20 protein-coding genes are annotated in these 22,053 nt (G+C 69.4%); 9 read left to right on the plus strand and 11 right to left on the minus strand.

Annotated features, from left to right (window positions below; translation table 11 throughout):
* Positions 1-7: 7 nt before the first annotated feature.
* The 7 genes from gyrA to dnaA form a co-directional block, all read right to left on the minus strand.
* Positions 8-2,662 (minus strand): DNA gyrase subunit A, encoded by a 2,655-nt coding sequence (gene gyrA / locus CUT83_RS01060; protein WP_101253979.1) that lies wholly within the window; start codon positions 2,660-2,662, stop codon positions 8-10.
* Between the two features lie 38 nt (positions 2,663-2,700).
* Entirely contained in the window at positions 2,701-4,797 is a 2,097-nt protein-coding gene (gyrB, locus tag CUT83_RS01065; protein WP_101253980.1) for a DNA topoisomerase (ATP-hydrolyzing) subunit B, read from the minus strand.
* Between the two features lie 463 nt (positions 4,798-5,260).
* A complete protein-coding gene (locus tag CUT83_RS01070) occupies positions 5,261-5,779 on the minus strand; it encodes a DciA family protein (RefSeq protein WP_240958123.1) in 519 nt (172 codons plus the stop codon).
* A gap of 92 nt (positions 5,780-5,871) precedes the next feature.
* Positions 5,872-6,993: a DNA replication/repair protein RecF gene (gene recF / locus CUT83_RS01075; RefSeq protein ID WP_101253981.1), complete on the minus strand. Its 1,122-nt coding sequence runs from the start codon at positions 6,991-6,993 to the stop codon at positions 5,872-5,874.
* Between the two features lie 20 nt (positions 6,994-7,013).
* The gene (gene gnd, locus CUT83_RS01080) at positions 7,014-7,949 is read right to left on the minus strand and encodes a phosphogluconate dehydrogenase (NAD(+)-dependent, decarboxylating) (RefSeq protein ID WP_101253982.1); all 936 of its coding nucleotides are present in this window, start codon (positions 7,947-7,949) and stop codon (positions 7,014-7,016) included.
* Positions 7,950-8,207: 258 nt separating this feature from the next.
* On the minus strand, positions 8,208-9,338 hold the full coding sequence (gene dnaN / locus CUT83_RS01085; RefSeq protein ID WP_093851032.1) for a DNA polymerase III subunit beta: 1,131 nt from the start codon (positions 9,336-9,338) through the stop codon (positions 8,208-8,210).
* A gap of 873 nt (positions 9,339-10,211) precedes the next feature.
* On the minus strand, positions 10,212-12,041 hold the full coding sequence (dnaA, locus tag CUT83_RS01090; protein ID WP_101253983.1) for a chromosomal replication initiator protein DnaA: 1,830 nt from the start codon (positions 12,039-12,041) through the stop codon (positions 10,212-10,214).
* A gap of 378 nt (positions 12,042-12,419) precedes the next feature.
* Here dnaA and rpmH point away from each other — a divergent pair, with 378 nt between their 5' ends.
* The 9 genes from rpmH to CUT83_RS01135 all read left to right on the plus strand — a co-directional run bounded on the left by rpmH (position 12,420) and on the right by CUT83_RS01135 (position 18,751).
* Complete coding sequence (rpmH, locus tag CUT83_RS01095; RefSeq protein ID WP_003949374.1) at positions 12,420-12,557, plus strand: 50S ribosomal protein L34; 138 nt, start codon at positions 12,420-12,422, stop codon at positions 12,555-12,557.
* 33 nt (positions 12,558-12,590) lie between these two features.
* Positions 12,591-12,983 (plus strand): ribonuclease P protein component, encoded by a 393-nt coding sequence (gene rnpA, locus CUT83_RS01100; RefSeq protein ID WP_093851034.1) that lies wholly within the window; start codon positions 12,591-12,593, stop codon positions 12,981-12,983.
* Positions 12,980-13,267 carry a membrane protein insertion efficiency factor YidD gene (gene yidD, locus CUT83_RS01105; RefSeq protein ID WP_093657129.1) on the plus strand — a complete coding sequence of 96 codons (288 nt, stop codon included), beginning with the start codon at positions 12,980-12,982 and terminating at the stop codon, positions 13,265-13,267. The genes rnpA and yidD overlap by 4 nt, the downstream gene beginning before the upstream one ends.
* A 12-nt stretch (positions 13,268-13,279) precedes the next feature.
* Positions 13,280-14,380, plus strand: a complete 1,101-nt coding sequence (gene yidC / locus CUT83_RS01110) for a membrane protein insertase YidC (protein WP_101254067.1) — start codon at positions 13,280-13,282, stop codon at positions 14,378-14,380.
* Between the two features lie 14 nt (positions 14,381-14,394).
* Positions 14,395-14,892 carry a Jag family protein gene (locus tag CUT83_RS01115; protein WP_093851035.1) on the plus strand — a complete coding sequence of 166 codons (498 nt, stop codon included), beginning with the start codon at positions 14,395-14,397 and terminating at the stop codon, positions 14,890-14,892.
* On the plus strand, positions 14,889-15,620 hold the full coding sequence (gene rsmG / locus CUT83_RS01120; protein ID WP_101253984.1) for a 16S rRNA (guanine(527)-N(7))-methyltransferase RsmG: 732 nt from the start codon (positions 14,889-14,891) through the stop codon (positions 15,618-15,620). The genes CUT83_RS01115 and rsmG overlap by 4 nt, the downstream gene beginning before the upstream one ends.
* Positions 15,621-15,871: 251 nt before the next feature.
* A complete protein-coding gene (locus CUT83_RS01125; RefSeq protein WP_101253985.1) occupies positions 15,872-16,945 on the plus strand; it encodes an AAA family ATPase in 1,074 nt (357 codons plus the stop codon).
* Positions 16,942-18,057 carry a ParB/RepB/Spo0J family partition protein gene (locus tag CUT83_RS01130; RefSeq protein WP_101253986.1) on the plus strand — a complete coding sequence of 372 codons (1,116 nt, stop codon included), beginning with the start codon at positions 16,942-16,944 and terminating at the stop codon, positions 18,055-18,057. The genes CUT83_RS01125 and CUT83_RS01130 overlap by 4 nt, the downstream gene beginning before the upstream one ends.
* Before the next feature lie 76 nt (positions 18,058-18,133).
* Positions 18,134-18,751, plus strand: coding sequence for a GNAT family N-acetyltransferase (locus tag CUT83_RS01135; RefSeq protein WP_101253987.1), 618 nt, complete (start codon positions 18,134-18,136; stop codon positions 18,749-18,751).
* 66 nt (positions 18,752-18,817) lie between these two features.
* Here CUT83_RS01135 and trxA read toward each other — a convergent pair whose 3' ends face one another.
* The 4 genes from trxA to sigM form a co-directional block, all read right to left on the minus strand.
* Positions 18,818-19,147 (minus strand): thioredoxin, encoded by a 330-nt coding sequence (gene trxA / locus CUT83_RS01140; protein WP_101253988.1) that lies wholly within the window; start codon positions 19,145-19,147, stop codon positions 18,818-18,820.
* A 34-nt stretch (positions 19,148-19,181) separates the two neighbouring features.
* Positions 19,182-20,183, minus strand: a complete 1,002-nt coding sequence (gene trxB / locus CUT83_RS01145) for a thioredoxin-disulfide reductase (protein ID WP_101253989.1) — start codon at positions 20,181-20,183, stop codon at positions 19,182-19,184.
* 128 nt (positions 20,184-20,311) lie between these two features.
* Positions 20,312-21,280: an anti-sigma factor family protein gene (locus tag CUT83_RS01150; RefSeq protein ID WP_101253990.1), complete on the minus strand. Its 969-nt coding sequence runs from the start codon at positions 21,278-21,280 to the stop codon at positions 20,312-20,314.
* Positions 21,277-22,008 (minus strand): RNA polymerase sigma factor SigM, encoded by a 732-nt coding sequence (gene sigM, locus CUT83_RS01155; protein WP_101254068.1) that lies wholly within the window; start codon positions 22,006-22,008, stop codon positions 21,277-21,279. The genes CUT83_RS01150 and sigM overlap by 4 nt, the downstream gene beginning before the upstream one ends.
* Positions 22,009-22,053: the final 45 nt, after the last annotated feature.

Below are 22,053 nucleotides of genomic sequence, written 5' to 3' on the forward strand. Positions count from 1 at the left end.
GTTCTGTCTACTCCTCGTTGTCCGGAGCCGCCTCGGCGGCCGTCTCCGGGGAAGACGTCTGCGCGGGCTCCTCGGTGCCGTCCCCGGCACCGGTTTCCGCGTCGACCTCCTCGGCCTCGCGGCCGGCCTCGGCATTGCGTGCGATACCGACCACGGCGTCGCGCTTGCCGAGGTTGATCAACTGGACGCCCATCGTGTCACGCCCGGTTTCCCTGACCTCGGCGACCCGCGTACGGATCACGCCGCCGCCGAGGGTGATGGCGAGGATCTCGTCCGTCTCCTCGACCACCAGGGCCCCCACCAGCGAACCGCGGTCCTCCACGATCTTGGCCGCCTTGATGCCCAGACCGCCACGGCCCTGCACGCGGTACTCGTCCACGGCCGTGCGCTTCGCGTACCCGCCATCGGTGGCGGTGAAAACGAACGTACCGGCTCGCACCACGTTCATCGAGAGCAGTTCGTCCCCTTCACGGAAACTCATGCCCTTCACACCGGACGTGGCACGCCCCATCGGGCGCAGCGCGTCGTCGGTGGCGGTGAACCGGATCGACTGCGCCTTCCTGCTGATCAGCAGCAGGTCGTCCTCGGGCGAGACCAGCTCCGCGCCGATCAGCTCGTCCTCGCCGCCGCCCTCCAGCTCCCGGAGGTTGATGGCGATGACACCACCGGAGCGGGGGGAGTCGTAGTCCTTCAGCGGGGTCTTCTTCACCAGGCCCGACTTGGTGGCCAGCACCAGGTACGGCGCGGCCTCGTAGTCCCGGACCGCCAGGATCCGGGCGATCGTCTCGTCCGGCTGGAACGCCAGCAGGTTCGCCACGTGCTGGCCGCGCGCGTCCCGCCCGGCGTCCGGCAGCTCGTACGCCTTCGCCCGGTAGACGCGGCCCTTGTTGGTGAAGAACAGCAGCCAGTTGTGGGTGGTGGTGACGAAGAAGTGGTCGACGATGTCGTCTTCCTTGAGCTTCGTACCGCGCACACCCTTGCCGCCGCGCTTCTGCGAGCGGTAGTCGTCGGTCTTCGTGCGCTTGACGTAGCCGCCGCGCGTGATGGTGACGACGATGTCCTCCTCGGCGATCAGGTCCTCGATGGACATGTCGCCCTCGAAGGGCACCAGCTTGCTGCGCCGGTCGTCGCCGTACTTGTCGACGATCGCGGCCAGCTCCTCGCCGATGATCCGCCGCTGCCGCTCGGGCGAGGCCAGGATCGCGTTGTACTCGTCGATCTTCGCCTGGAGCTCGTCGTGCTCGGCGGTGATCTTCTGCCGCTCCAGGGCGGCCAGCCGGCGCAGCTGCATCTCCAGGATCGCGTTCGCCTGGATCTCGTCGATGGCCAGCAGCTCCATCAGGCCCCCGCGCGCCACCTCCACGGTGTTGCTGCGCCGGATCAGGGCGATGACCTCGTCGATCGCGTCCAGCGCCTTGAGCAGACCGCGCAGGATGTGGGCGCGCTCCTCGGCCTTGCGCAGCCGGTAGCGGGTGCGGCGGACGATGACGTCGACCTGGTGGGTGACCCAGTTGCGGATGAACGCGTCCAGCGACAGCGTGCGCGGCACCCCGTCGACCAGGGCCAGCATGTTGGCGCCGAAGTTGGTCTGCAGATCGGTGTGCTTGTACAGGTTGTTCAGCACGACCTTGGCGACCGCGTCCCGCTTGAGGACGATCACCAGCCGCTGGCCGGTGCGCGAGGACGTCTCGTCGCGGACGTCCGCGATGCCGGCGACCCGGCCGTCCTTGACCAGCTCGGCGATCTTCAGCGCCAGGTTGTCCGGATTCACCTGGTACGGCAGCTCGGTGACGACCAGGCACTGCCGGCCCTGGATCTCCTCCACCGCCACCACCGCGCGCATGGTGATGGAGCCGCGGCCGGTGCGGTACGCCTCCTCGATGCCCTTGCGGCCCACCACCAGCGCGCCGGAGGGGAAGTCGGGGCCCTTGATCCGCTCCAGCAGCGCGTCCAGCAGCTCCTCGTTGGACGCCTCGGGGTGCTCCAGGTACCACTGGGCGCCGGCGGCCACCTCGCGCAGGTTGTGCGGCGGGATGTTGGTGGCCATGCCGACCGCGATGCCCGCCGAGCCGTTGACCAGCAGGTTGGGGATGCGCGCCGGCAGGACGGTCGGCTCCTGGTTGCGGCCGTCGTAGTTGTCCTGGAAGTCGACGGTCTCCTCGTCGATGTCCCGGAGCATCTCCATCGCCAGCGGCGCCATCTTGCACTCGGTGTAGCGCATGGCCGCGGCCGGGTCGTTGCCCGGCGAGCCGAAGTTGCCGTTGGAGTCCACCAGCGGCATCCGCATCGACCACGGCTGGGCCAGCCGGACCAGGGCGTCGTAGATGGAGGTGTCACCGTGCGGGTGGTAGGTGCCCATCACGTCGCCGACGACGCGGGCGCACTTGTAGAAGCCCTTCTCGGGCCGGTAGCCGCCGTCGTACATGGCGTACAGCACACGGCGGTGCACCGGCTTGAGCCCGTCACGCACGTCGGGCAGCGCACGCGAGACGATCACGCTCATCGCGTAGTCGAGGTACGAGCGCTGCATCTCGGTCTCGAGGCTGACCGGCTCCACCCGGAATCCGGCGCTCTCGTCGACCACGGGGGTGCCCGGAGGCGGCGGCAGGGGGCCGGGGGCGGCGTCGCCCTCGATCGGGGCAGGGGTGGTCTCGTCGGCCATTACTGGTCAATCCCTTCGTTGAGCGGCGTACGGCCGACTCAGATGTCGAGGAAGCGGACGTCCTTGGCGTTGCGCTGGATGAACGAGCGCCGCGCCTCCACGTCCTCGCCCATCAGGATCGAGAACAGGTCGTCGGCGGCGGCCGCGTCGTCCAGCGTCACCTGGCGCAGCACCCGGTGGGCCTGGTCCATGGTGGTGATGCGCAGCTCCTCGGCGTTCATCTCGCCCAGACCCTTGAACCGCTGGACCGAGTCGTCCCTGATGCGCTTGCCCTGCTCGCGGCCCAGGCGGATCAGGCTGTCGCGCTCGCGGTCGGAGTACGCGTACTCGAACTCGTCGCGCGACCACTTGATCTTGTAGAGCGGCGGCTGGGACAGGTAGACGTGGCCGGCCTCGACCAGCGGCCGCATGAAGCGGAACAGCAGCGTCAGCAGCAGGGTGTTGATGTGCTGGCCGTCGACGTCGGCGTCGGCCATCAGGATGATCTTGTGGTAGCGGAGCCTGTCGATGTCGAAGTCCTCGTGGATCCCGGTGCCGAAGGCCGAGATCAGCGCCTGGACCTCCTGGTTCTGCAGGACCTTGTCGATCCGCGCCTTCTCCACGTTCAGGATCTTGCCGCGGATCGGCAGGATGGCCTGGTACTGCGGATTGCGGCCGGACTTGGCCGAGCCGCCCGCGGAGTCTCCCTCGACGATGAAGATCTCGCACTTGGCCGGGTCGTTGGACTGGCAGTCGCTCAGCTTGCCCGGCAGCGAGGCCGTCTCCAGCAGGCCCTTGCGGCGGGTGAGGTCCCTCGCCTTGCGGGCCGCCACGCGCGCGGTGGCCGCCTGGATGCCCTTGCGGATGATGTCGGCGGCCTCGTTGGGGTTGCGGTCCAGCCAGTCGCCGAAGTGCTCGTGGACGATCTTCTGGACGAAGGTCTTGGCCTCGGTGTTGCCCAGCTTCGTCTTCGTCTGGCCCTCGAACTGCGGCTCGCCCAGCTTCACCGAGATGATCGCCGTCAGCCCCTCGCGGATGTCCTCGCCCGTGAGGTTGTCGTCCTTCTCGCGCAGCAGCTTCTTGTCGCGGGCGTAGCGGTTGACCAGACCGGTCAGCGCGGCCCGGAAGCCCTCCTCGTGAGTACCGCCCTCGTGGGTGTGGATGACGTTCGCGAAGCTGTAGACACCCTCGGTGTACTGGGTGTTCCACTGCATCGCGATCTCCGCCGAGATCCTCCGCTCCTTGTCGTCCGCCTCGAAGTGGACCACCGAGGGGTGGACCGGCTCACCCTTGCGGGAGTTGAGGTGACGGACGAAGTCGACGATGCCGCCCTCGTAGTGGTAGCGCACGTGGCGCGGCTTGTCGTCCTCGGCGGTGTCCGTGGTGTCCGCACCCGCCGTCTGCTTGGCGGCCGCCCGCTCGTCGGTCAGCGTGATCGTCAGGCCGCGGTTGAGGAACGCCATCTCCTGGAAGCGGCGTGAGAGCGTCTCGAAGGAGTAGTCGGTCGTCTCGAAGATGTCGCCGTCGGCCCAGAAGGTGACCGACGTTCCGGTCTCCTCGGTGGCCTCGTGCTTGGCGAGGGGTGCGGTGGGGACGCCCAGCTTGTACTCCTGCGTCCAGCGGTGGCCGTCGGTCCTGACCTCGACGGCGACCCGCGTCGACAGCGCGTTGACCACGGAGACGCCCACACCGTGCAGACCGCCGGAGACGGCGTAGCCGCCGCCGCCGAACTTGCCGCCCGCGTGCAGCACCGTCAGCACGACCTCGACGGCCGGCTTGCCCTCGGAGGGCACGATGCCCACCGGGATGCCGCGGCCGTTGTCCACGACCCGGACGCCGCCGTCGGCGAGCAGCGTCACCTCGATGGTGTCGGCGTGCCCCGCCATCGCCTCGTCGACGGAGTTGTCCACCACTTCCTGCACGAGGTGGTGGAGGCCGCGCTCACCGGTGGACCCGATGTACATGCCGGGTCGCTTGCGGACCGCGTCCAGGCCCTCCAGGACCGTGATCGCACTGGCGTCGTACGACGGCTCGCCGCCACCGGCTCCGGAGACGGACGGGGTCGCGGACGGGACAGGGGTCTCCTCGCCGGAAGCGGGGATGGTTTCGTTGGAGTTGCCGGAATCGGCCACGAAGCGCCCTTTCTGGCACAGCACAAGCCTTCCCCTGCGACCGGAGGGAAGAGTTCCGGAAAGCCTTCCGGAGACCCTGTCCGCACGGCAGGAGCGGCTGCGTCGTTCGACATGTTCCGCAGTAAGGCGGGTGTGTCTCCAGTCTACCGGTACCACTGACATCGATGGGGGTTTGCCGGTACCTGGGGCCGCATGTGCCGCCCTGAACCGGCATCCGCCGACTCCCCATATGCGGGCCGGGCCCCCAGGACGCTCACGACGGCCCTCAGCGCCTTGGCATGTCAATGGACCGTCACTGTGAGCGCACTCACGGAACGAGGGCTTCCGACTCCCTCCGAGCACCGGGGATCCGCGCAGGTCACAGGCCTGACCGCGACAGCGGAGCGGCCTCTTCGGGGGCCCGGGAGAACTTCGGGAGGCCTCCGGGAGGACTCCGGGAGGCACGGGAGGCACGCCGGGCCGCGGCCGCACCCCGGCGAGCCTCCCGTCAGCCGTAGGTGTCCCCGGGCCCCCGGCTGCCCGGAGCCCGCAGCCGGCCGTGCCGGGTGTCCGGCGCATCCGGCCCCCGCACCCTGATCGACTTCACCGACCCCTGCCCGAGATCGGCGTTCAGCCGCGCCACCAGCTGCGGAGCCAGCAGCCGCACCTGCGTCGCCCACGCCGTCGAGTCACAGCGCACCGACAGCACCCGTTCCTGCTCGTCGTAGGACTGCGGTACGCAGTGCCGCGCCAGCTCCGGGCCCACCAACTCCGGCCAGCGGCCCATCACACCGCCGACCGCCATCGGCATCTCCCAGCCGCGCTCGGTCTTCAGCCGCTCGATCGCCGCCCCCAGCGGCAGCGGATCACGGCCGTCCCGCCGCGCCCCGGACCGCAGGCCCCCGCCGGTGCGCGCCTGCCGCTTCTGCCGCGCCGCACCGCCGCGCGCCCGCGCCTGCTCCCGGGCCGCCCGCAGCGCCACCCTGGCCAGATCGACTCCCGACGGCTCGGCCGCGGGCCCCGGAATCCGCGCCTCCGCGGAGTCCCCCCGCCTGCCCGGGGAGGGGTCGGGAGGGCTCCCGGGCAGGCCGGAGAGCCCCTCCGGACGATCCTCACGTCTCACAGCCGGGTCACCTCCCCGCCGCCGACCGCGTACCGCGCCCCCGCCAGCAGTTCGGGGACGTCCTCCTCCACGGCCGCCGTCACCAGCACCTGCTCTCCGTGCGCCACCAGCTCCGCCAGCCGCTCCCGCCGCCTGGCGTCCAGCTCGGCGAAGACGTCGTCGAGCACGAGGACCGGCTCGTTGCCCTCGCCGCGCAGCAGGTCGTACGAGGCCAGCCGCAGCGCCAGGGCGTACGACCACGACTCCCCGTGGCTCGCGTACCCCTTGGCCGGCAACTCCCCCAGCCTCAGCACGAGATCGTCACGGTGCGGGCCCACCAGCGTCACACCGCGCTCGATCTCCCGGCGGCGCTCCTCGGACAACGCGGCCAGCAGCCCCTCGTACAGCTCCTCGCGCGTGCCGCCCTCCACCGGCGAGCGGTACTCCAGCACCACCGGGCCGCCGCCCGGGGCCAGCCGCTCGTACGCCTTGTCCGCCAGCGGCCCCAGCGCCGCCACCAGCGACATCCGGTGCGCCAGCAACTCCGCCCCGGCGCGGGCCAGATGCTGGTCCCACACATCCAGGGTGGACAGCGCACCGCCGCCGGACCCGCCACCGTGCCGGCGCGCCATCGCCGCCGTCTTCAGCAGGGTGTTGCGCTGTCTGAGCACCCGGTCGTAGTCCGACCGCACCCCCGCCATCCGCGGCGAGCGCGCCGTCACCAGCTCGTCCAGGAAGCGGCGGCGCTCCCCGGGATCGCCCTTCACCAGCGCCAGGTCCTCCGGGGCGAACAGCACCGTGCGCACGATGCCCAGCACATCCCTCGGCCTGACCTGCGAGGAGCGGTTGATCCGCGCCCGGTTGGCCCGCCCCGGGTTCAGCTCCAGCTCCACCAACTGCTGCCGCTCCCCCTGCCGCACCACCGCCCGCACCACCGCGCGGTCGGCGCCCTGCCGCACCAGCGGCGCGTCGGAGGAGACCCGGTGGCTGCCCAGCGTCGCGAGATAGCCGACCGCCTCGACGAGATTGGTCTTTCCCTGGCCGTTCGGACCGACGAAAGCGGTGACGCCCGGATCGAGCGGAACCTCGATCCGGGCGTAGGACCGGAAGTCGGCCAGCGACAGATGCGTGACGTGCATCGGATCCGCTTCGGGGCCGGTCAGCCGCCGACGGGCGGGGAGACGTCCGCGCCCGGCGCGTCGGCGCCCTTCTCGCCACCGGCCGCGGCGGTCACCGCGTGGCCGCCGAACTGGTTGCGCAGCGCGGCGATCATCTTCATCTGCGGGGAGTCGTCCTGGCGCGAGGAGAAGCGGGCGAACAGCGACGCGGTGATCGCCGGCAGCGGCACGGCGTGGTCGATCGCCGCCTCCACCGTCCACCGGCCCTCGCCGGAGTCGGCCGCGTAGCCGCGCAGCGCTCCCAGGTGCTCGTCGTCGTCCAGCGCGCGGACGGCCAGGTCCAGCAGCCAGGAGCGGATGACGGTGCCCTCCTGCCAGGAACGGAAGACCTCGCGGACGTCGGTGACGGCCTCGGCCGCCTCCAGCAGCTCCCAGCCCTCGGCGAAGGCCTGCATCATCGCGTACTCGATGCCGTTGTGGACCATCTTCGCGAAGTGGCCGGCGCCCACCCTGCCGGCGTGCACGGAGCCGAACTCGCCCTCCGGCTTGAGCGCGTCGAAGACCGGCTGCACCTTCGCGACGTTCTCCGCGTCACCGCCGTACATCAGCGCGTAGCCGTTCTCCAGACCCCACACACCACCGGAGACGCCGCAGTCCACGAAGCCGATGCCCTTGGCCGCCAGCTCCTCGGCGTGCCGCTCGTCCTCCGTCCAGCGGGAGTTCCCGCCGTCCACGACCACGTCGCCGGGGGAGAGCAGCTCCCCCAGCGCGTCGACCGTCGACTGCGTCGGGCCGCCGGCCGGGACCATGACCCACACCACCCGCGGAGCCTCCAGCGAGTCCACGAGCTCCTCGAGGCTGTGGACGTCGGCGAGGTCCGGGTTGCGGTCGAATCCGACGACGGTGTGGCCTGCGCGGCGGATGCGCTCGCGCATGTTGCCGCCCATCTTGCCGAGACCGACGAGACCGAGCTCCATCAGGGGGCCTTTCTTCGGTGTCCTGGTGTTGCGTACCCGGGTACGAGCCTACGACGCAGGGGGCGGCGCACAGCTGCGGGCACACTCCGCTCGTATGGGCGCGGGCCGGGCCGGATAACAGCTCCGGCGGCCCCGGCCTCAGGGCCCCGGCCCGACAGCCGCTGCCCGGCAGCCCGGCAGCCGCACCGGCCTACCGCGCCCGTGCGAGGGACGCCCCTCGCGCACCCGGCCGAGCGCCCCGGCCACCCGCCACCGGCCTCAGCCCGACAGCCGCACCGGCATGATCAGGTACTTGTAGGCCTCGTCCGCCTCCGCGTCCACCGCCGGCCTGCCGCTCAGCAGCGCGGGCTTGGTCGAGGTGGTGAAGGAGAGCTGGGCGACCGGGGCGTCGATGGCGCTCAGGCCCTCCAGGAGGAAGCCCGGGTTGAAGGCGATCGAGATGTCGTCGCCCTCCAGCTGCGCGTCCACACGCTCCACAGCCTGTGCGTCGTCGCTGGACCCCGCCTCCAGGATCAGAACGCCCTGCTCGAAGGTGAGCCGCACCGGGGTGTTCCGCTCGGCCACCAGGGACACACGCTTGACCGCCTCCACGAAGGGGGCCGTCTCGATCACCGCGACCGAGTTGAACTCCGTCGGGAAGAGCGTGCGGTACTTCGGCAGGTCGCCCTCGAGCAGCCGCGTCGTGGTCCGCCGCCCGTTGCCCTCGAAACCGATCAGGCCCTCGCCCGCGCCGGAGCCCGACAGGGCCAGCGTCACGTTGTCGCCGCCGCTGAGGGACTTCGCCGTGTCCAGCAGGGTCTTGGCCGGGACCAGGGCCACCGCGGAGGCGTCCGGCGTCTCCGGCTTCCACAGGAACTCGCGGACCGCGAAGCGGTAGCGGTCGGTGGACGCCAGGGTGACCGTGTCGCCCTCGATCTCGATCCGTACGCCGGTGAGCACCGGCAGGGTGTCGTCGCGTCCGGCCGCGATGGCGACCTGGGCCGCGGCCGCGGCGAAGACCTCGCCGGGGACCGTGCCGGTCGCGCTCGGCATCTGGGGAAGCGCCGGGTACTCCTCCACAGGCAGTGTGTGGAGTGTGAACCGGGAGGATCCGCAGACGACGCTCACCCGTACACCGTCTGTGGAGATCTCCACCGGGCGGTTGGGGAGGGCTCGCGAGATGTCGGCCAGCAGGCGGCCGGAGACGAGGACGGTCCCGTCCTCCTCCACATCGGCCTCCACCGAGACCCGCGCGGAGACCTCGTAGTCGAAACCGGACAGGCTCAGCGAGCCCTCCTCGGCCTTCAGCAGCAGCCCCGCGAGGACCGGCACCGGGGGCCGGGCCGGCAGGCTGCGGGCCGCCCAGGCCACCGCCTCCGCGAGGACGTCGCGCTCCACCCGGATCTTCACTTAAGCCGCCTCCCGCTGTTGCTGGCTGCTCGCCTTGCTGGTCTTCGTCGTCGGCTTGTCGCCGGGGACCAGTCTGACGCACCCGGCTGACAGTCGGGGCGGGTCGGGGTCAAGTCGCGGGGAGGGACGCGGAGCGCGGTCGGGCCGAGTTGTGCACAGGGCCCGTTTCCGATCGAAGTCCGCCCTTTATCTCCGTGGTCGTAGTAGTAGGGCCTGTGGAAACCGGGGATAACTCGATCCGCGCAGGTCAGACCGGAAGTTTTGTCCACCGGCCCTGTGGGTGGGGACGTGGACGAACAGGGGGTCCCTGTGGATGCCGGAAAGTTCTGCACATCCCGTGCACAGCGATCCGGGACTTCTCCCCAGGGCCGCCCACAGTTTTACCCACCTTCTCAACAGCCCAACCCAGCCCCTCGGTGTGACGCCTTTCACACGGAGGGGTGACATCGCGCGCCATGTTGTCGAACAGTGGACAGCCCTGTGGAGAAGCTGGTGAAAGCTGTGCACAACACGGCCGGGGCTGTGGGCGGGCGGTGGACAATCCGATCTGCCGCTTGTGGGCGCAACCTGGATCCACAGCCTGTGGATAACTTCTGACCACAGATCCCCAGGCACCTGACCAGGCCCATTCGATCATTGAGCGGTGTGCCTGTGGACGCTATCTGGACAACCCGATGGTCCCCAGAGTGTGGACGGAAGAAAGTCGGTGAATCTGTGGATCACTCTTCTTCCCGCCTGTGGATTCGAACAGCGAGAAGCCCCCGGGAGGGGTCTCCTCGGGGGCTTCGGCGGACAGAGGGGCCGTGGCAGCCGGTGCGGCGTGGGCGGCCGGCGTGATCCGCGCGGCCGCCCACGGCGGCGGGCGCAGCGGCGTCAGGCGTTCTTGATGCGGTTGGTCAGCTCGGTGACCTGGTTGTAGATGGACCGCCGTTCGGCCATCAGCGCGCGGATCTTGCGGTCGGCGTGCATGACGGTGGTGTGGTCCCGGCCGCCGAACTGGGCGCCGATCTTCGGCAGTGACAGATCGGTCAGCTCACGGCACAGGTACATGGCGATCTGCCGGGCGGTGACCAGGACGCGGCTGCGCGAGGAGCCGCACAGGTCGTCCACCGTCAGCCCGAAGTAGTCGGCCGTCGACGCCATGATGTTGGCCGCGGTGATCTCCGGGGCGGCGTCCTCGCCACCGGGGATGAGGTCCTTCAGCACGATCTCGGTCAGGCCCAGGTCGACCGGCTGCCGGTTGAGGCTGGCGAAGGCCGTGACCCGGATCAGCGCGCCCTCCAGCTCGCGGATGTTGCGCGAGATCCGGGAGGCGATGAACTCCAGTACCTCGGGCGGCGCGTTCAGCTGCTCCTGGACGGCCTTCTTGCGCAGGATCGCGATGCGCGTCTCCAGCTCCGGCGGCTGGACGTCGGTGATCAGTCCCCACTCGAAGCGGTTGCGCAGCCGGTCCTCCAGGGTGACCAGCTGCTTGGGCGGCCGGTCGGAGGAGAGCACGATCTGCTTGTTGGCGTTGTGGAGGGTGTTGAAGGTGTGGAAGAACTCCTCCTGGGTGGACTCCTTGCTCGCCAGGAACTGGATGTCGTCGACCAGCAGGATGTCCATGTCGCGGTAGCGCTTGCGGAACGCGTCCGCCTTGCCGTCGCGGATGGAGTTGATGAACTCGTTGGTGAACTCCTCCGAGCTCACGTACCGCACCCGGGTGCCCGGGTAGAGGCTGCGGGCGTAGTGCCCGATGGCGTGCAGCAGGTGGGTCTTGCCCAGCCCGGACTCGCCGTAGATGAACAGCGGGTTGTACGCCTTGGCCGGCGCCTCGGCCACGGCCACCGCGGCGGCGTGCGCGAAGCGGTTGGAGGCGCCGATGACGAAGGTGTCGAAGAGGTACTTCGGGTTCAGCCGGGCCGTCGGCTCACCGGGACCGGTCGCGGGCGCGGGCTGCGCGGCGAGTGGGCCGGGGGCGCCGCTGGGCGCGGGAAGCTGCTGGGGATCGGGGCGGCCGGTGCCCCGGGAGCCGTCGTAGCGCGGCACCGGCGGCTGGTCGTAGGGGGAGGCGTGGTGCCGGCCGTCGTAGGGTGGCGGCTCGTACGACGGGCTCTGCGACTGATAGGGGTCGCGCGGCGGCTGCCAGGCGTCGGGATCCTGGGGCCGGGGCCAGGCACCGGGCTGGTGCTGCTGGGGGGCGTGCGGATAGTCCGGGTACGCGGGCCGTGCGCTGGGCAGCTCGAGTTCCTGCTGCCGGTCCTCGTGCTGGGGGCCGCCGTGCCGCGGACCTTGCTGTGGGCTGTGCTGCCGGGCGTGGCGGCCGCCGTGCCGGGGGGCGTCGTAGCGCGGCTCGTCGAAGTGCAGCGGCTGCTGGTGCGGCGCCGGCCGGTGGTGCTGGGGCGGTTCCGGGGAGGCCTGCGGAGCGGGGGGCGCCGGGGCCTGGGGCTCGGGGACCGGCCCGGTGACGGTGATCGCCAGGCGGATCGGCTGCTGGCACTCGCGGCTGAGCGCGTCGGTGATCAGCGGGGAGAGCCGTCCCTCCAGTACGCCCTTCGCGTACTCGTTGGGCACGCCGAGCAGCGCGGTGCCGGAGACCAGCACCAGGGGCTGGCAGTCTTTGAGCCACCGCTGGTCCTTGGCCTCGACTCCCTGGCCGTCGGCGAGGAGCTGTTCCAGCACGCGTGGCCACACTGCGGCAAGATCGGCAGGTAGGTCAGCCACAGGGCACGCTCTCTCACTCACTCGCTGGGTGGGGTTGTTCGGGCTTCGACAGTCCCACCCATGTGTGGTGCTTGGGACGGTCGGGAGGAAACGGAAGTTCGGCCACGGTAGTCAGCGCGGCATGCGTGGTTCAAGTCGTTGTCCACAGGCTGTGTACAGAACCCCCCGCCCGGCCCTGGTTTGACCTGATGGCGCGGGCGCGCGTACCGTAACCAGGTCGAGTTGTCGATGGCTGCTGCCGCCTGCCTCCGATGGGCAGATCCTGGTGATCATAGAAGCGGTGCACTCGGGCGTTGCGAGCTACTCGTGGGCGCACGGTGACAGCCAGTCGGCGCCCCACACGTCTCGTGCGAGACACAAGCATTCCTGGAGCCCCGAGTGAGCAAGCGCACCTTCCAGCCGAACAACCGCCGCCGCGCGAAGACCCACGGTTTCCGGCTGCGCATGCGGACCCGCGCCGGCCGCGCGATCCTCGCGTCCCGCCGCGGCAAGGGCCGCGCCCGTCTGTCGGCCTGACCGACTCGGCAAGTCTGACCGCGGATCCGTGACGTGCTGCCCACCGAGAACCGGCTGAGGCGGCGCGAGGATTTCGCGGCCGCGGTACGCCGAGGACGCCGGGCCGGGCGCCCGCTCCTCGTCGTCCATCTGCGCAGGGCGTCGCCCCGGAGCGATTCCGGGGAACGCACGGACCCGCACGCCGCCGGGGGAGACACTCCCCCGGCGCGTGCGGGTTTCGTCGTGAGCAAGGCAGTGGGCAACGCGGTGGTTCGCAACCTTGTGAAGCGGCGGCTGCGTCATCTGGTCCGGGAGAGGCTTGACGTTCTGCCGCCCGGTAGCCTGATGGTCATACGGGCGCTGCCCGGTGCGGGGGAGGCGGACCACGACAGGCTGGCCCGCGATCTGGACACCGCGCTGCAGCGGCTGCTTGGAGGCCCGTCGTGAAATACCCGCTGCTGTGGTTGATCAAGTTGTACCAGTGGACCATCAGCCCGCTGCTCGGTCCGGTGTGCCGGTACTACCCGTCGTGTTCGCACTACGGCTATGAAGCCATCCGACGGCACGGCGCGGTGAAGGGGACGGCGCTGACCGCCTGGCGCATTCTGCGCTGCAATCCATGGTCGCCCGGTGGGGTCGACCACGTTCCCGCCCGGAAGCATCCGGTCTGGCACCAGCGGATGCGTGACCGCTGGCAGCACCGGTCCCAGTCCAACGCCCAAGGAGCCTGACTCGTGGACACGATCGACACGATCCTCGGTCCTCTCTATACCGCTGTTTCCTGGATCATCGTCCAGTTCCACAAGCTGTACAGCCTCGTGTTCGACGAGGACAGCGGTTGGGCCTGGGGTCTGTCCATCGTCTCGCTGGTGATCGTGATCCGCATCGCCCTGATCCCGCTCTTCGTGAAGCAGATCAAGGCGACACGGAACATGCAGGCGATCCAGCCGAAGATGAAGGCGATCCAGGAGCGCTACAAGAACGACCGGCAGCGCCAGTCGGAAGAGATGATGAAGCTGTACAAGGAGACGGGTACCAACCCGCTCTCCAGCTGCCTTCCGATTCTCGCGCAGTCACCGTTCTTCCTGGCGCTCTACCAGGTGCTGAACAAGATCGCGAACAACCAGGAGGTCGGCGTCATGGGCGCCGACCTGGTGGAGAGCGCCCGGAACGCGAGCATCTTCGGGGCCCCGATCGCGACCCGGTTCATGGACAGCGCCGAGAAGGTCGAGGCGCTGGGCGCCTCACTGACCGACGTGCGTGTGGTCACGGTCATCATGATCCTGATGATGTCGGCGTCGCAGTTCTACACGCAGCGCCAGCTGATGACCAAGAACGTCGACCTGACGGCGAAGACGCCGTTCATGCAGCAGCAGAAGATGCTGATGTACGTCTTCCCGATCATCTTCGCCGTCTTCGGCATCAACTTCCCCGTCGGTGTCCTCGTCTACTGGCTGACCACCAACGTGTGGACCCTCGGGCAGCAGATGTACATCATCAAGCGCAACCCGACGCCGGGATCGCTGGCCTACAAGCAGCGCCAGGAGAAGCTGCGGGCCAAGGGCAAGCTCAAGGAGGACCCGGCGGAGGTCGAGACCAGGAAGGCCGTCGAAGCCGCCCGTGCCAGCCGCCAGCAGCCCAAGCGCATGACCAAGGCGCAGCGCCAGGCCGCCGCGGCCCAGGCGGAGGCGGACGCCAAGGCGAAGAAGGCGGCCGGTCAGAAGACCTCGCTGAGCAAGGAGACCTCCGAGGACTCCCCGTCGACGCGGCCCGGGCAGCAGTCGAAGAAGAAGCCCGGACAGCGCAAGGGCTCGCAGCGTTCCAAGCACCCGTCCAAGAAGTAAGAAGGAGTCCACTCGTGACGGACACGACCGCAGAGGGCACCGACACCCTGACCCGCCTTGAGCAGGAGGGTGAGATCGCGGCCGACTATCTCGAGGGGCTCCTCGACATCGCGGACCTCGACGGCGACATCGACATGGACGTCGAGGGCGACCGCGCCGCCGTGTCGATCATCAGCGACGGTGACAGCCGGGACCTGCAGAAGCTCGTCGGCCGGGACGGTGAGGTGCTGGAGGCACTGCAGGAGCTGACGAGGCTCGCGGTACACCGTGAGACCGGTGACCGCAGCCGGCTGATGCTGGACATCGCCGGCTACCGGGCCCGCAAGCGCGAGGAGCTGTCGGCGCTGGGCACCAAGGCGGCCAAGGAAGCACAGCGCACCGGTGAGCCGGTGAAGCTGAAGCCGATGACGCCCTTCGAGCGCAAGGTGGTGCACGACGCGGTGGCCGAGGCGGGGCTGCGCAGCGAGTCCGAGGGCGAGGAACCGCAGCGCTGCGTGGTCGTGCTGCCGTGACCGACGCCGTGTCGTCGCCCCTTCCTCCCGCGCCCGAGGTGGCGCGGGAGGTTTTCGGTGACCGCTTCGACGATGCTGTCCGCTACGCGGAACTGCTGGCGGAGGTCGGGGTCAAGCGCGGGCTGATCGGACCGCGCGAGGTGCCCCGGCTGTGGGAGCGCCATCTGCTGAACTGTGCGGTGCTCTCCGAGGTCGTGCCCGATGGTGTGACGGTCTGCGATGTCGGCTCCGGCGCCGGCCTGCCGGGTATTCCGCTCGCTCTGGTGCGGCAGGATCTGAAGATCACGCTGCTGGAGCCGCTGCTGCGGCGTACGACCTTCCTCCAGGAAGTCGTCGAGCTGCTGGGGCTGGACCATGTGTCGGTGGTGCGGGGCCGGGCCGAGGAGGTTCTGGGGTCGTTGCCTCCGGTGCATGTGGTGACGGCCCGGGCTGTGGCTCCGCTGGACCGGCTCGCCGGCTGGGGTGTACCGCTGCTGCGGCCGTACGGCGAGATGCTGGCCCTCAAGGGGGACACTGCCGAGGAGGAGCTGAAGGCGGCGCGGTCCGCACTTCAGAAGCTCGGCGCGGTGGACTCCTCAGTGCTCCGTATCGGTGAGGGCCTGGTGGAGCCGGCGGCCACCGTGGTCCGCGTCGAGGTCGGTGAGAGCCCGGGTGGGGTGCGCTTCGCGGCCAAGAAAGCGAAGGCAGCCAGGACGGGCCGCTCGCGCAGCGCACGCCGCCGACGCTGATTCCCGGAAGGTCTGCGACGTCTCCTGGAGGGGCTTCCGTTACTCCGTAGAGTCGCCAAAGACGAGCCATGCGGAGTGTCGTCGCGCCCACGGGCGAGCGTGGATGCATCGTGCTTCCCGTGAAACGTCGCTTTCTGCATGGATTCATCCGCCGAGGGCGCGCGGCTGACGCGTCAGACCCATCCGAGCCCCGCTCAGAGGTGGATTCGTCCACAGGTGAGCGGGGCTCGCTGGTTCCCGACCCGGAGAGCATGGCAGGCTCTTCTCATTGCGAGCCTGACGTCGAGGAGAGTGAACCGTTGCGGTCCGACGGCCATATCGCGGGACCGATGACCGATCCGGTCCCGGGTCCCCGTTCTGAAACGGCGGATGTTTCACGTGAAACGATGAGTGAGACACCGCCTCCGATGGACGCCTCCCCCCGGTACGAAGGGGATGTCTCCGCCGCCGTCGGCCGTGCCGCTCAGCAGGCGGTCGAGGCGATGAATCGTGCCGGTGAGGGTCTCCCCAGGCCCGAGGAGACCCGGGTGATGGTGGTCGCCAACCAGAAGGGCGGAGTGGGCAAGACCACGACCACGGTCAATCTCGCTGCCTCTCTGGCCTTGCACGGTGCCCGGGTTCTGGTGATCGACCTGGATCCCCAGGGCAACGCATCCACCGCCCTGGGGATAGACCACCACGCCGAGGTGCCGTCGATCTACGACGTTCTGGTGGACAGCAAGCCGCTCTCCGACGTCGTCCAGCCGGTGCGGGATGTGGAGGGTCTCTTCTGCGCTCCGGCCACGATCGATCTCGCCGGTGCGGAGATCGAGCTGGTGTCGCTGGTGGCGAGGGAGAGTCGTCTGCACAAGGCGATCTCCGCTTACGAGCAGCCGTTGGACTACATCTTCATCGACTGTCCGCCCTCGCTCGGCCTGCTGACCGTCAATGCGCTGGTCGCCGGCGCGGAGGTGGTCATCCCGATCCAGTGCGAGTACTACGCGCTCGAAGGACTGGGGCAGCTTCTGCGGAACGTCGAGCTGGTGAAGGGGCACCTCAATCCCAAGCTCCATGTCTCGACGATTCTGCTGACGATGTACGACGGCCGTACACGGCTGGCCTCCCAGGTGGCGGAGGAGGTGCGAGGGCACTTCGGCACGGAGGTCCTGCGGACCAATATTCCGCGGTCGGTGCGCATCTCGGAGGCACCCAGCTACGGGCAGACGGTTCTCACTTACGATCCGAGTTCCAGTGGTTCGCTCTCCTATCTGGAGGCGGCCCGGGAGATTGCGCTGCGAGGCGCCGGTAAGCAGCAGGAGCAGCACATGGTGGAGGGGACTCAGTGACGGAACGACGTAGAGGGCTGGGTCGAGGGCTCGGCGCGCTGATTCCCGCGGCGCCTGCGGGACCGGATGACAGCGTCACCCCTGTGGTGGGAGAGAACGGAGCGACCTCTCCGACCGCTGTTCCGGTGCTCACTCCGGGCCGTGGTGTGGCGGCGGCCAAGGCGGCCGGTCTGTCCAGTGGTGCTGGGCAGCAGCATGGCAGCGGCGTTTCACGTGAAACCGAAGCCATGGACGGTGATGTGGGCAGTGAGGCGGCAGGGGCTCACTTCGCCGAGGTGCCTGTCGACGCGATCACCCCGAACCCTCGGCAGCCGCGTGAGGTGTTCGACGAGGATGCCCTGGCGGAGCTGGTGACCTCCATCCAGGAGGTGGGTCTCCTGCAGCCGGTGGTCGTTCGGCAGACGAGCTCGGAGCAGTATGAGCTCATCATGGGGGAACGTCGCTGGCGGGCCTGCCGGGAGGCGGGTCTGGAGCGGATTCCTGCGATCATCCGGGCCACGGAGGACGAGAAGCTCCTTCTGGACGCCCTGCTGGAGAATCTGCACCGGGCGCAGCTGAACCCCTTGGAGGAAGCGGCTGCCTACGATCAGCTGTTGAAGGACTTCAACTGCACCCATGACCAGTTGGCGGACCGTATCGGCCGCTCGCGTCCTCAGGTCTCCAACACGCTCCGGTTGCTGCGTCTCTCGCCGTCGGTTCAGCGTCGTGTTGCGGCCGGGGTGCTGTCGGCAGGGCATGCGCGTGCGCTGCTGTCGGTGGAGGACTCCGAGGAGCAGGACCGTCTCGCCCACCGCATCGTGGCCGAAGGACTGTCGGTGCGGGCGGTCGAGGAGATCGTGACCGTGATGGACCCCAAGCCGAAGGGAAAGAGTAAGGCTCGGGGGCCGCGGGCCGGTAAGCGGGTCTCCCCCGCGCTGGATCATCTGGCGAACCGCCTCTCGGACCGCTTCGATACCCGGGTCAAGGTGGACCTCGGGCAGAGGAAGGGCAAGATCGTCGTCGAGTTCGCCTCGATGGAGGATCTGGAGAGGATTCTGAGTCAGTTCGCGCCCGGCGAGAACCAACTTCTGGAGCGCCAGCTCGCTCAAGGAGATGACGACAGCGGCGAGTGAATCGAGTCGCCGAGGACACAGCCGAGGACACAGCCGAGAACACCGCCTTACGACGCCCCATGGATACGATGTCTCCATGGGGCGTCAACTCGTTCCGCTCACTCTGGACAACCTGCCGGATCTCCCGAAGCGCTGCCGCAGATGCGTCTTCTGGGAGCTCGACCCTGTCAGCGGCGATGCCGCGGTGAAGGCGGGCCGGCCCGATCTGGAGAAAGAAGCCTGGATATCGGCGGTGCTGCTGGAGTGGGGCTCCTGTGGACGGCTCGTCTATGTCGATGACGTACCGGTGGGCTTCGTGCTGTACGCGCCGCCCGCGTATGTGCCGCGCTCGACGGCTTTCCCTACCAGTCCTGTCTCGCCGGATGCGGTGCAACTGATCACAGCCTGGCTGATGCCCGGGTATCAGGGGCAGGGGCTGGGCCGGGTGATGGTGCAGACCGTGGCCAAGGATGTGCTGAGGCGGGGATTCAAGGCGATCGAAGCGTTCGGGGACGCCCGGTGGAAGGAGCCCGCCTGTCTGCTCCCCGCCGATCACCTTCTCGCTGTGGGCTTCAAGACGGTCCGGCCGCACTATGCCTACCCCAGGCTGAGGTTGGAGCTGCGTACGACTCTCTCCTGGAAGCAGGATGTGGAGCTGGCGATCGACCGTTTGTTGGGAGCGGTGCAGAAGGAGCCTGCTCTCAGGCCCCTGTGATTTCTGTTGTGGCGGAAAGGCGACAGGCCCGCCCCGAGACGGGGCGGGCCTGTTCCACGTGAAACGTCAGCCGATGAAGTCGGCCAGGTCGCGCTCGATGGCGGCCTTGGGCTTGGCGCCGACGATGGTCTTCACGACCTCGCCGCCCTGGTAGACGTTCATCGTCGGGATGGACATGATCCCGTACTTGGCGGCCGTGGCCGGGTTCTCGTCGATGTTGAGCTTGACGATGGTGAGCTTGTCGGCCTGCTCCTCCGAGATCGCCTCCAGCGACGGGGCGATCTGACGGCACGGACCGCACCAGGCTGCCCAGAAGTCGACCAGGACGGGCTTGTCGCTCTTGAGGACGACTTCCTCGAAGGTGGCGTCGGTGGCGGTCACGGTGGCCATAACGATCTCCTTGTTTCTCGGGGGTGGAGTGGTGGTGGTCTCAGAGGGCGGCGGCGGCCGCGGCCTCGTCGGTCTTCTCCGGCTCGGCGTGGTGCTTCTCCGGGGCGTCGACCAGGGCGGCCAGATAGCGCTCGGCGTCCAGGGCGGCGGAGCAGCCGGTGCCGGCGGCGGTGATGGCCTGGCGGTAGGTGTGGTCGACCACGTCGCCGGCGGCGAAGACGCCGGGGATGTTGGTGCGGGTGCTCGGCGCGTCGACGGTCAGGTAGCCCTCGCCGTCCAGGTTGAGCTGGCCGTGGAACAGCTCGGTGCGCGGGTCGTGGCCGATGGCGATGAACAGCCCGGTCACCGGCAGCTGGGAGGTGGCGCCGGTGGTGGTGTCGCGCAGGGTCAGCCCGGACAGCTTGCCGCCGTCCTCGTGGAGCTCGGCGACCTCGCTGTTCCACACGAACTCGATCTTCTCGTCGGCGAAGGCCCGCTCCTGCATCGCCTTGGAGGCCCGCAGGGTGTCGCGGCGGTGGACGATGGTGACCTTCTCGGCGAAGCGGGACAGGAAGGTGGCCTCCTCCATGGCGGTGTCGCCGCCGCCGACCACCGCGATGTGCTGGTTGCGGAAGAAGAACCCGTCGCAGGTGGCGCACCAGGACACTCCGCGGCCGGACAGCTCCTCCTCCCGGGGCAGGCCGAGCTTGCGGTAGGCCGAGCCGGTGGCGACGATGACGGCGCGGGCCCGGTGGGTGGTGCCGGCCGAGTCGGTCACGGTCTTGATCTCGCCCTCGAGGTCGACGGCGGTGATGTCGTCGGCGATCAGTTCGGCGCCGAACCGCTCGGCCTGGGCGCGCATGTTGTCCATCAGGTCCGGGCCCATGATGCCGTCGCGGAAGCCGGGGAAGTTCTCCACCTCGGTGGTGTTCATCAGCGCGCCGCCGGCGGTCACCGAGCCTTCGAAGACCAGCGGCTTCAGGGCGGCGCGGGCGGTGTAGAGCGCTGCGGTGTATCCCGCCGGCCCGGAGCCGATGATGATCACGTTGCGGACGTCGCTCACGGAGTCTTCCTTGTCTGCCGATGGGTTTACCGATGCCTGTCGGGAGCATCGCCTTGGGGAGGCTTACCCCACCCAACGAATCCTAGGAGCCAGGCATTCCCGGCCGTGGTATTGCGTGGACGGGACGCTCAGCGCGGATAGGTACGGGTGGTCAGCACCGTGCCGGCGGCGGGAGACTCCTTGCCGACGCAGTCGGCGTCGATCACATAGGCATCCACCCGGGAACCGTCGGCCTCATGCGGCAGGACCACGATGTACGCCTGTCGTCCCTCGTAGTCACTCATGCCGACGGCCAGAGGTGTCTCGTCACGGTCGACGCCCTCACGAACGCACAGCGGCATGGTGGTCGTGGACGTGCCCGGGGACTCGGGGCTTGCCTTGAGGCTGAAGTCGGGAGAACCGGGATCCGTCTTTTTCAGGCTCCCTTGACCCTCCTGCTCCCGCTTCCCCGATTCGCTGCCGGCCAGCAGGGACCGTACGCGTGCCTCCAGCGCCTGATCACTCCGGTCGCTTTCCGCACCGGCGTCTGCGGCCACACCCTTGTCCGTGCCTCCGGAGAAGTCTGCTCCCACGCCTGGAAGGAAGACCGTGCCGAGGGTGAGAAGGGCTGCCGCACCCGCGGTGCCGAGCAGGGCGGTGCCCCAGCGGCGCGGCCGCCTGCTGCCGGCCCTGCCCGGGCCTCCGGCGCCTCGCGGTCGCCCTGCCGGGCGATCGGTAGACCGGCCCGTGGGCCGAATGGAGCGGGTCGTTTCACGTGAAACAGCGGTCGGTGTATCCGCAGAAGAGGCCGAGGGGGAAGCACCCCGGGTCTCATCGCCGGAGGGAGCGGAGGCGCTGAGCAGGGCCTCGGCGGCCAGCGCGGCGTCGATACGGCCCGCCACATCGGACGGCATCGGGGCCGGCTCCGGAAGGGTGCCCAGCGTGTCGCGGATCTCATCCAGGGAGGCCCGTACGTCTGCGCACAGCGCGCAGCCCGACAGATGGGCGCGTACATCGGCCGAGCGTTCCGGGGGGAGCAGCCCCTCGGTGAAGTCGGAGATCTCGTCGACCTCGGGATGCCCGTCAGCGCCGAACGACGTGGAAGACATGGACGTCATGCGTGCTCACCTCCGCCCTTCACGGCCCCGGTGCCTGGTTTCCCTCTTGCCGGTGGGACGGGTGCCCCCTGTGTCCGGTTCCTTCTGCCGGCGCCCGCCCGGGTCCCCGCAGCCGGACCCTCCGAGCGTAGATGGCCGACCAATGGCAGCAGTCGGGCTCTGCCGCGGGCGCAGCGGCTCTTGACGGTTCCGACGGCGACATTGAGGATGCGGGCCGCCTCGGCGACCGGATAGCCCTGCATATCGACGAGGACGAGCGCCGCCCGCTGCTCCGGCGGCAATTGGGAGAGCGCGGCGATGAGCTGGCGGTGAAGGTCCTGGCGCTCGGCGGGCACGGCGGCGGACTCGTGCGGCTCCAGGAGTTGTTCCAGGCGCTCGGGCTCGGCGATGGGCGAGGTGCGGCGGCTGGCCGCCTTGCGTGCGCGGTCCAGACAGGCGTTCACGGTGATGCGGTGCAGCCAGGTGGTGACCGCGGACCGCCCCTGGAAGGTGTGGGCGCTTCGGTAAGCGGAGACAAAGGCGTCCTGGACGGCGTCGGCGGCTTCCTCCCGGTCCCTCAGAACGCGCAGGGCCACGGCCCAGAGCCGGTCGCGATGACGGCGCACGATCTCACCGAAGGCCTGTGGATCGCCGGCGACATGGCGGGCGAGGAGCTCCCTGTCGTCGACTCTGTCCGCGTCATCGGAGCCGCTCGTTCTCCCGGCACCGTCGACGGCGCCACCCGTCACCTCGTCGCCCACCAGCCGGTCCCCTCCTCAGTCCGCTGTATCCAC

Source organism: Streptomyces barkulensis (assembly GCF_002843305.1).
Lineage (GTDB): Bacteria > Actinomycetota > Actinomycetes > Streptomycetales > Streptomycetaceae > Streptomyces > Streptomyces barkulensis.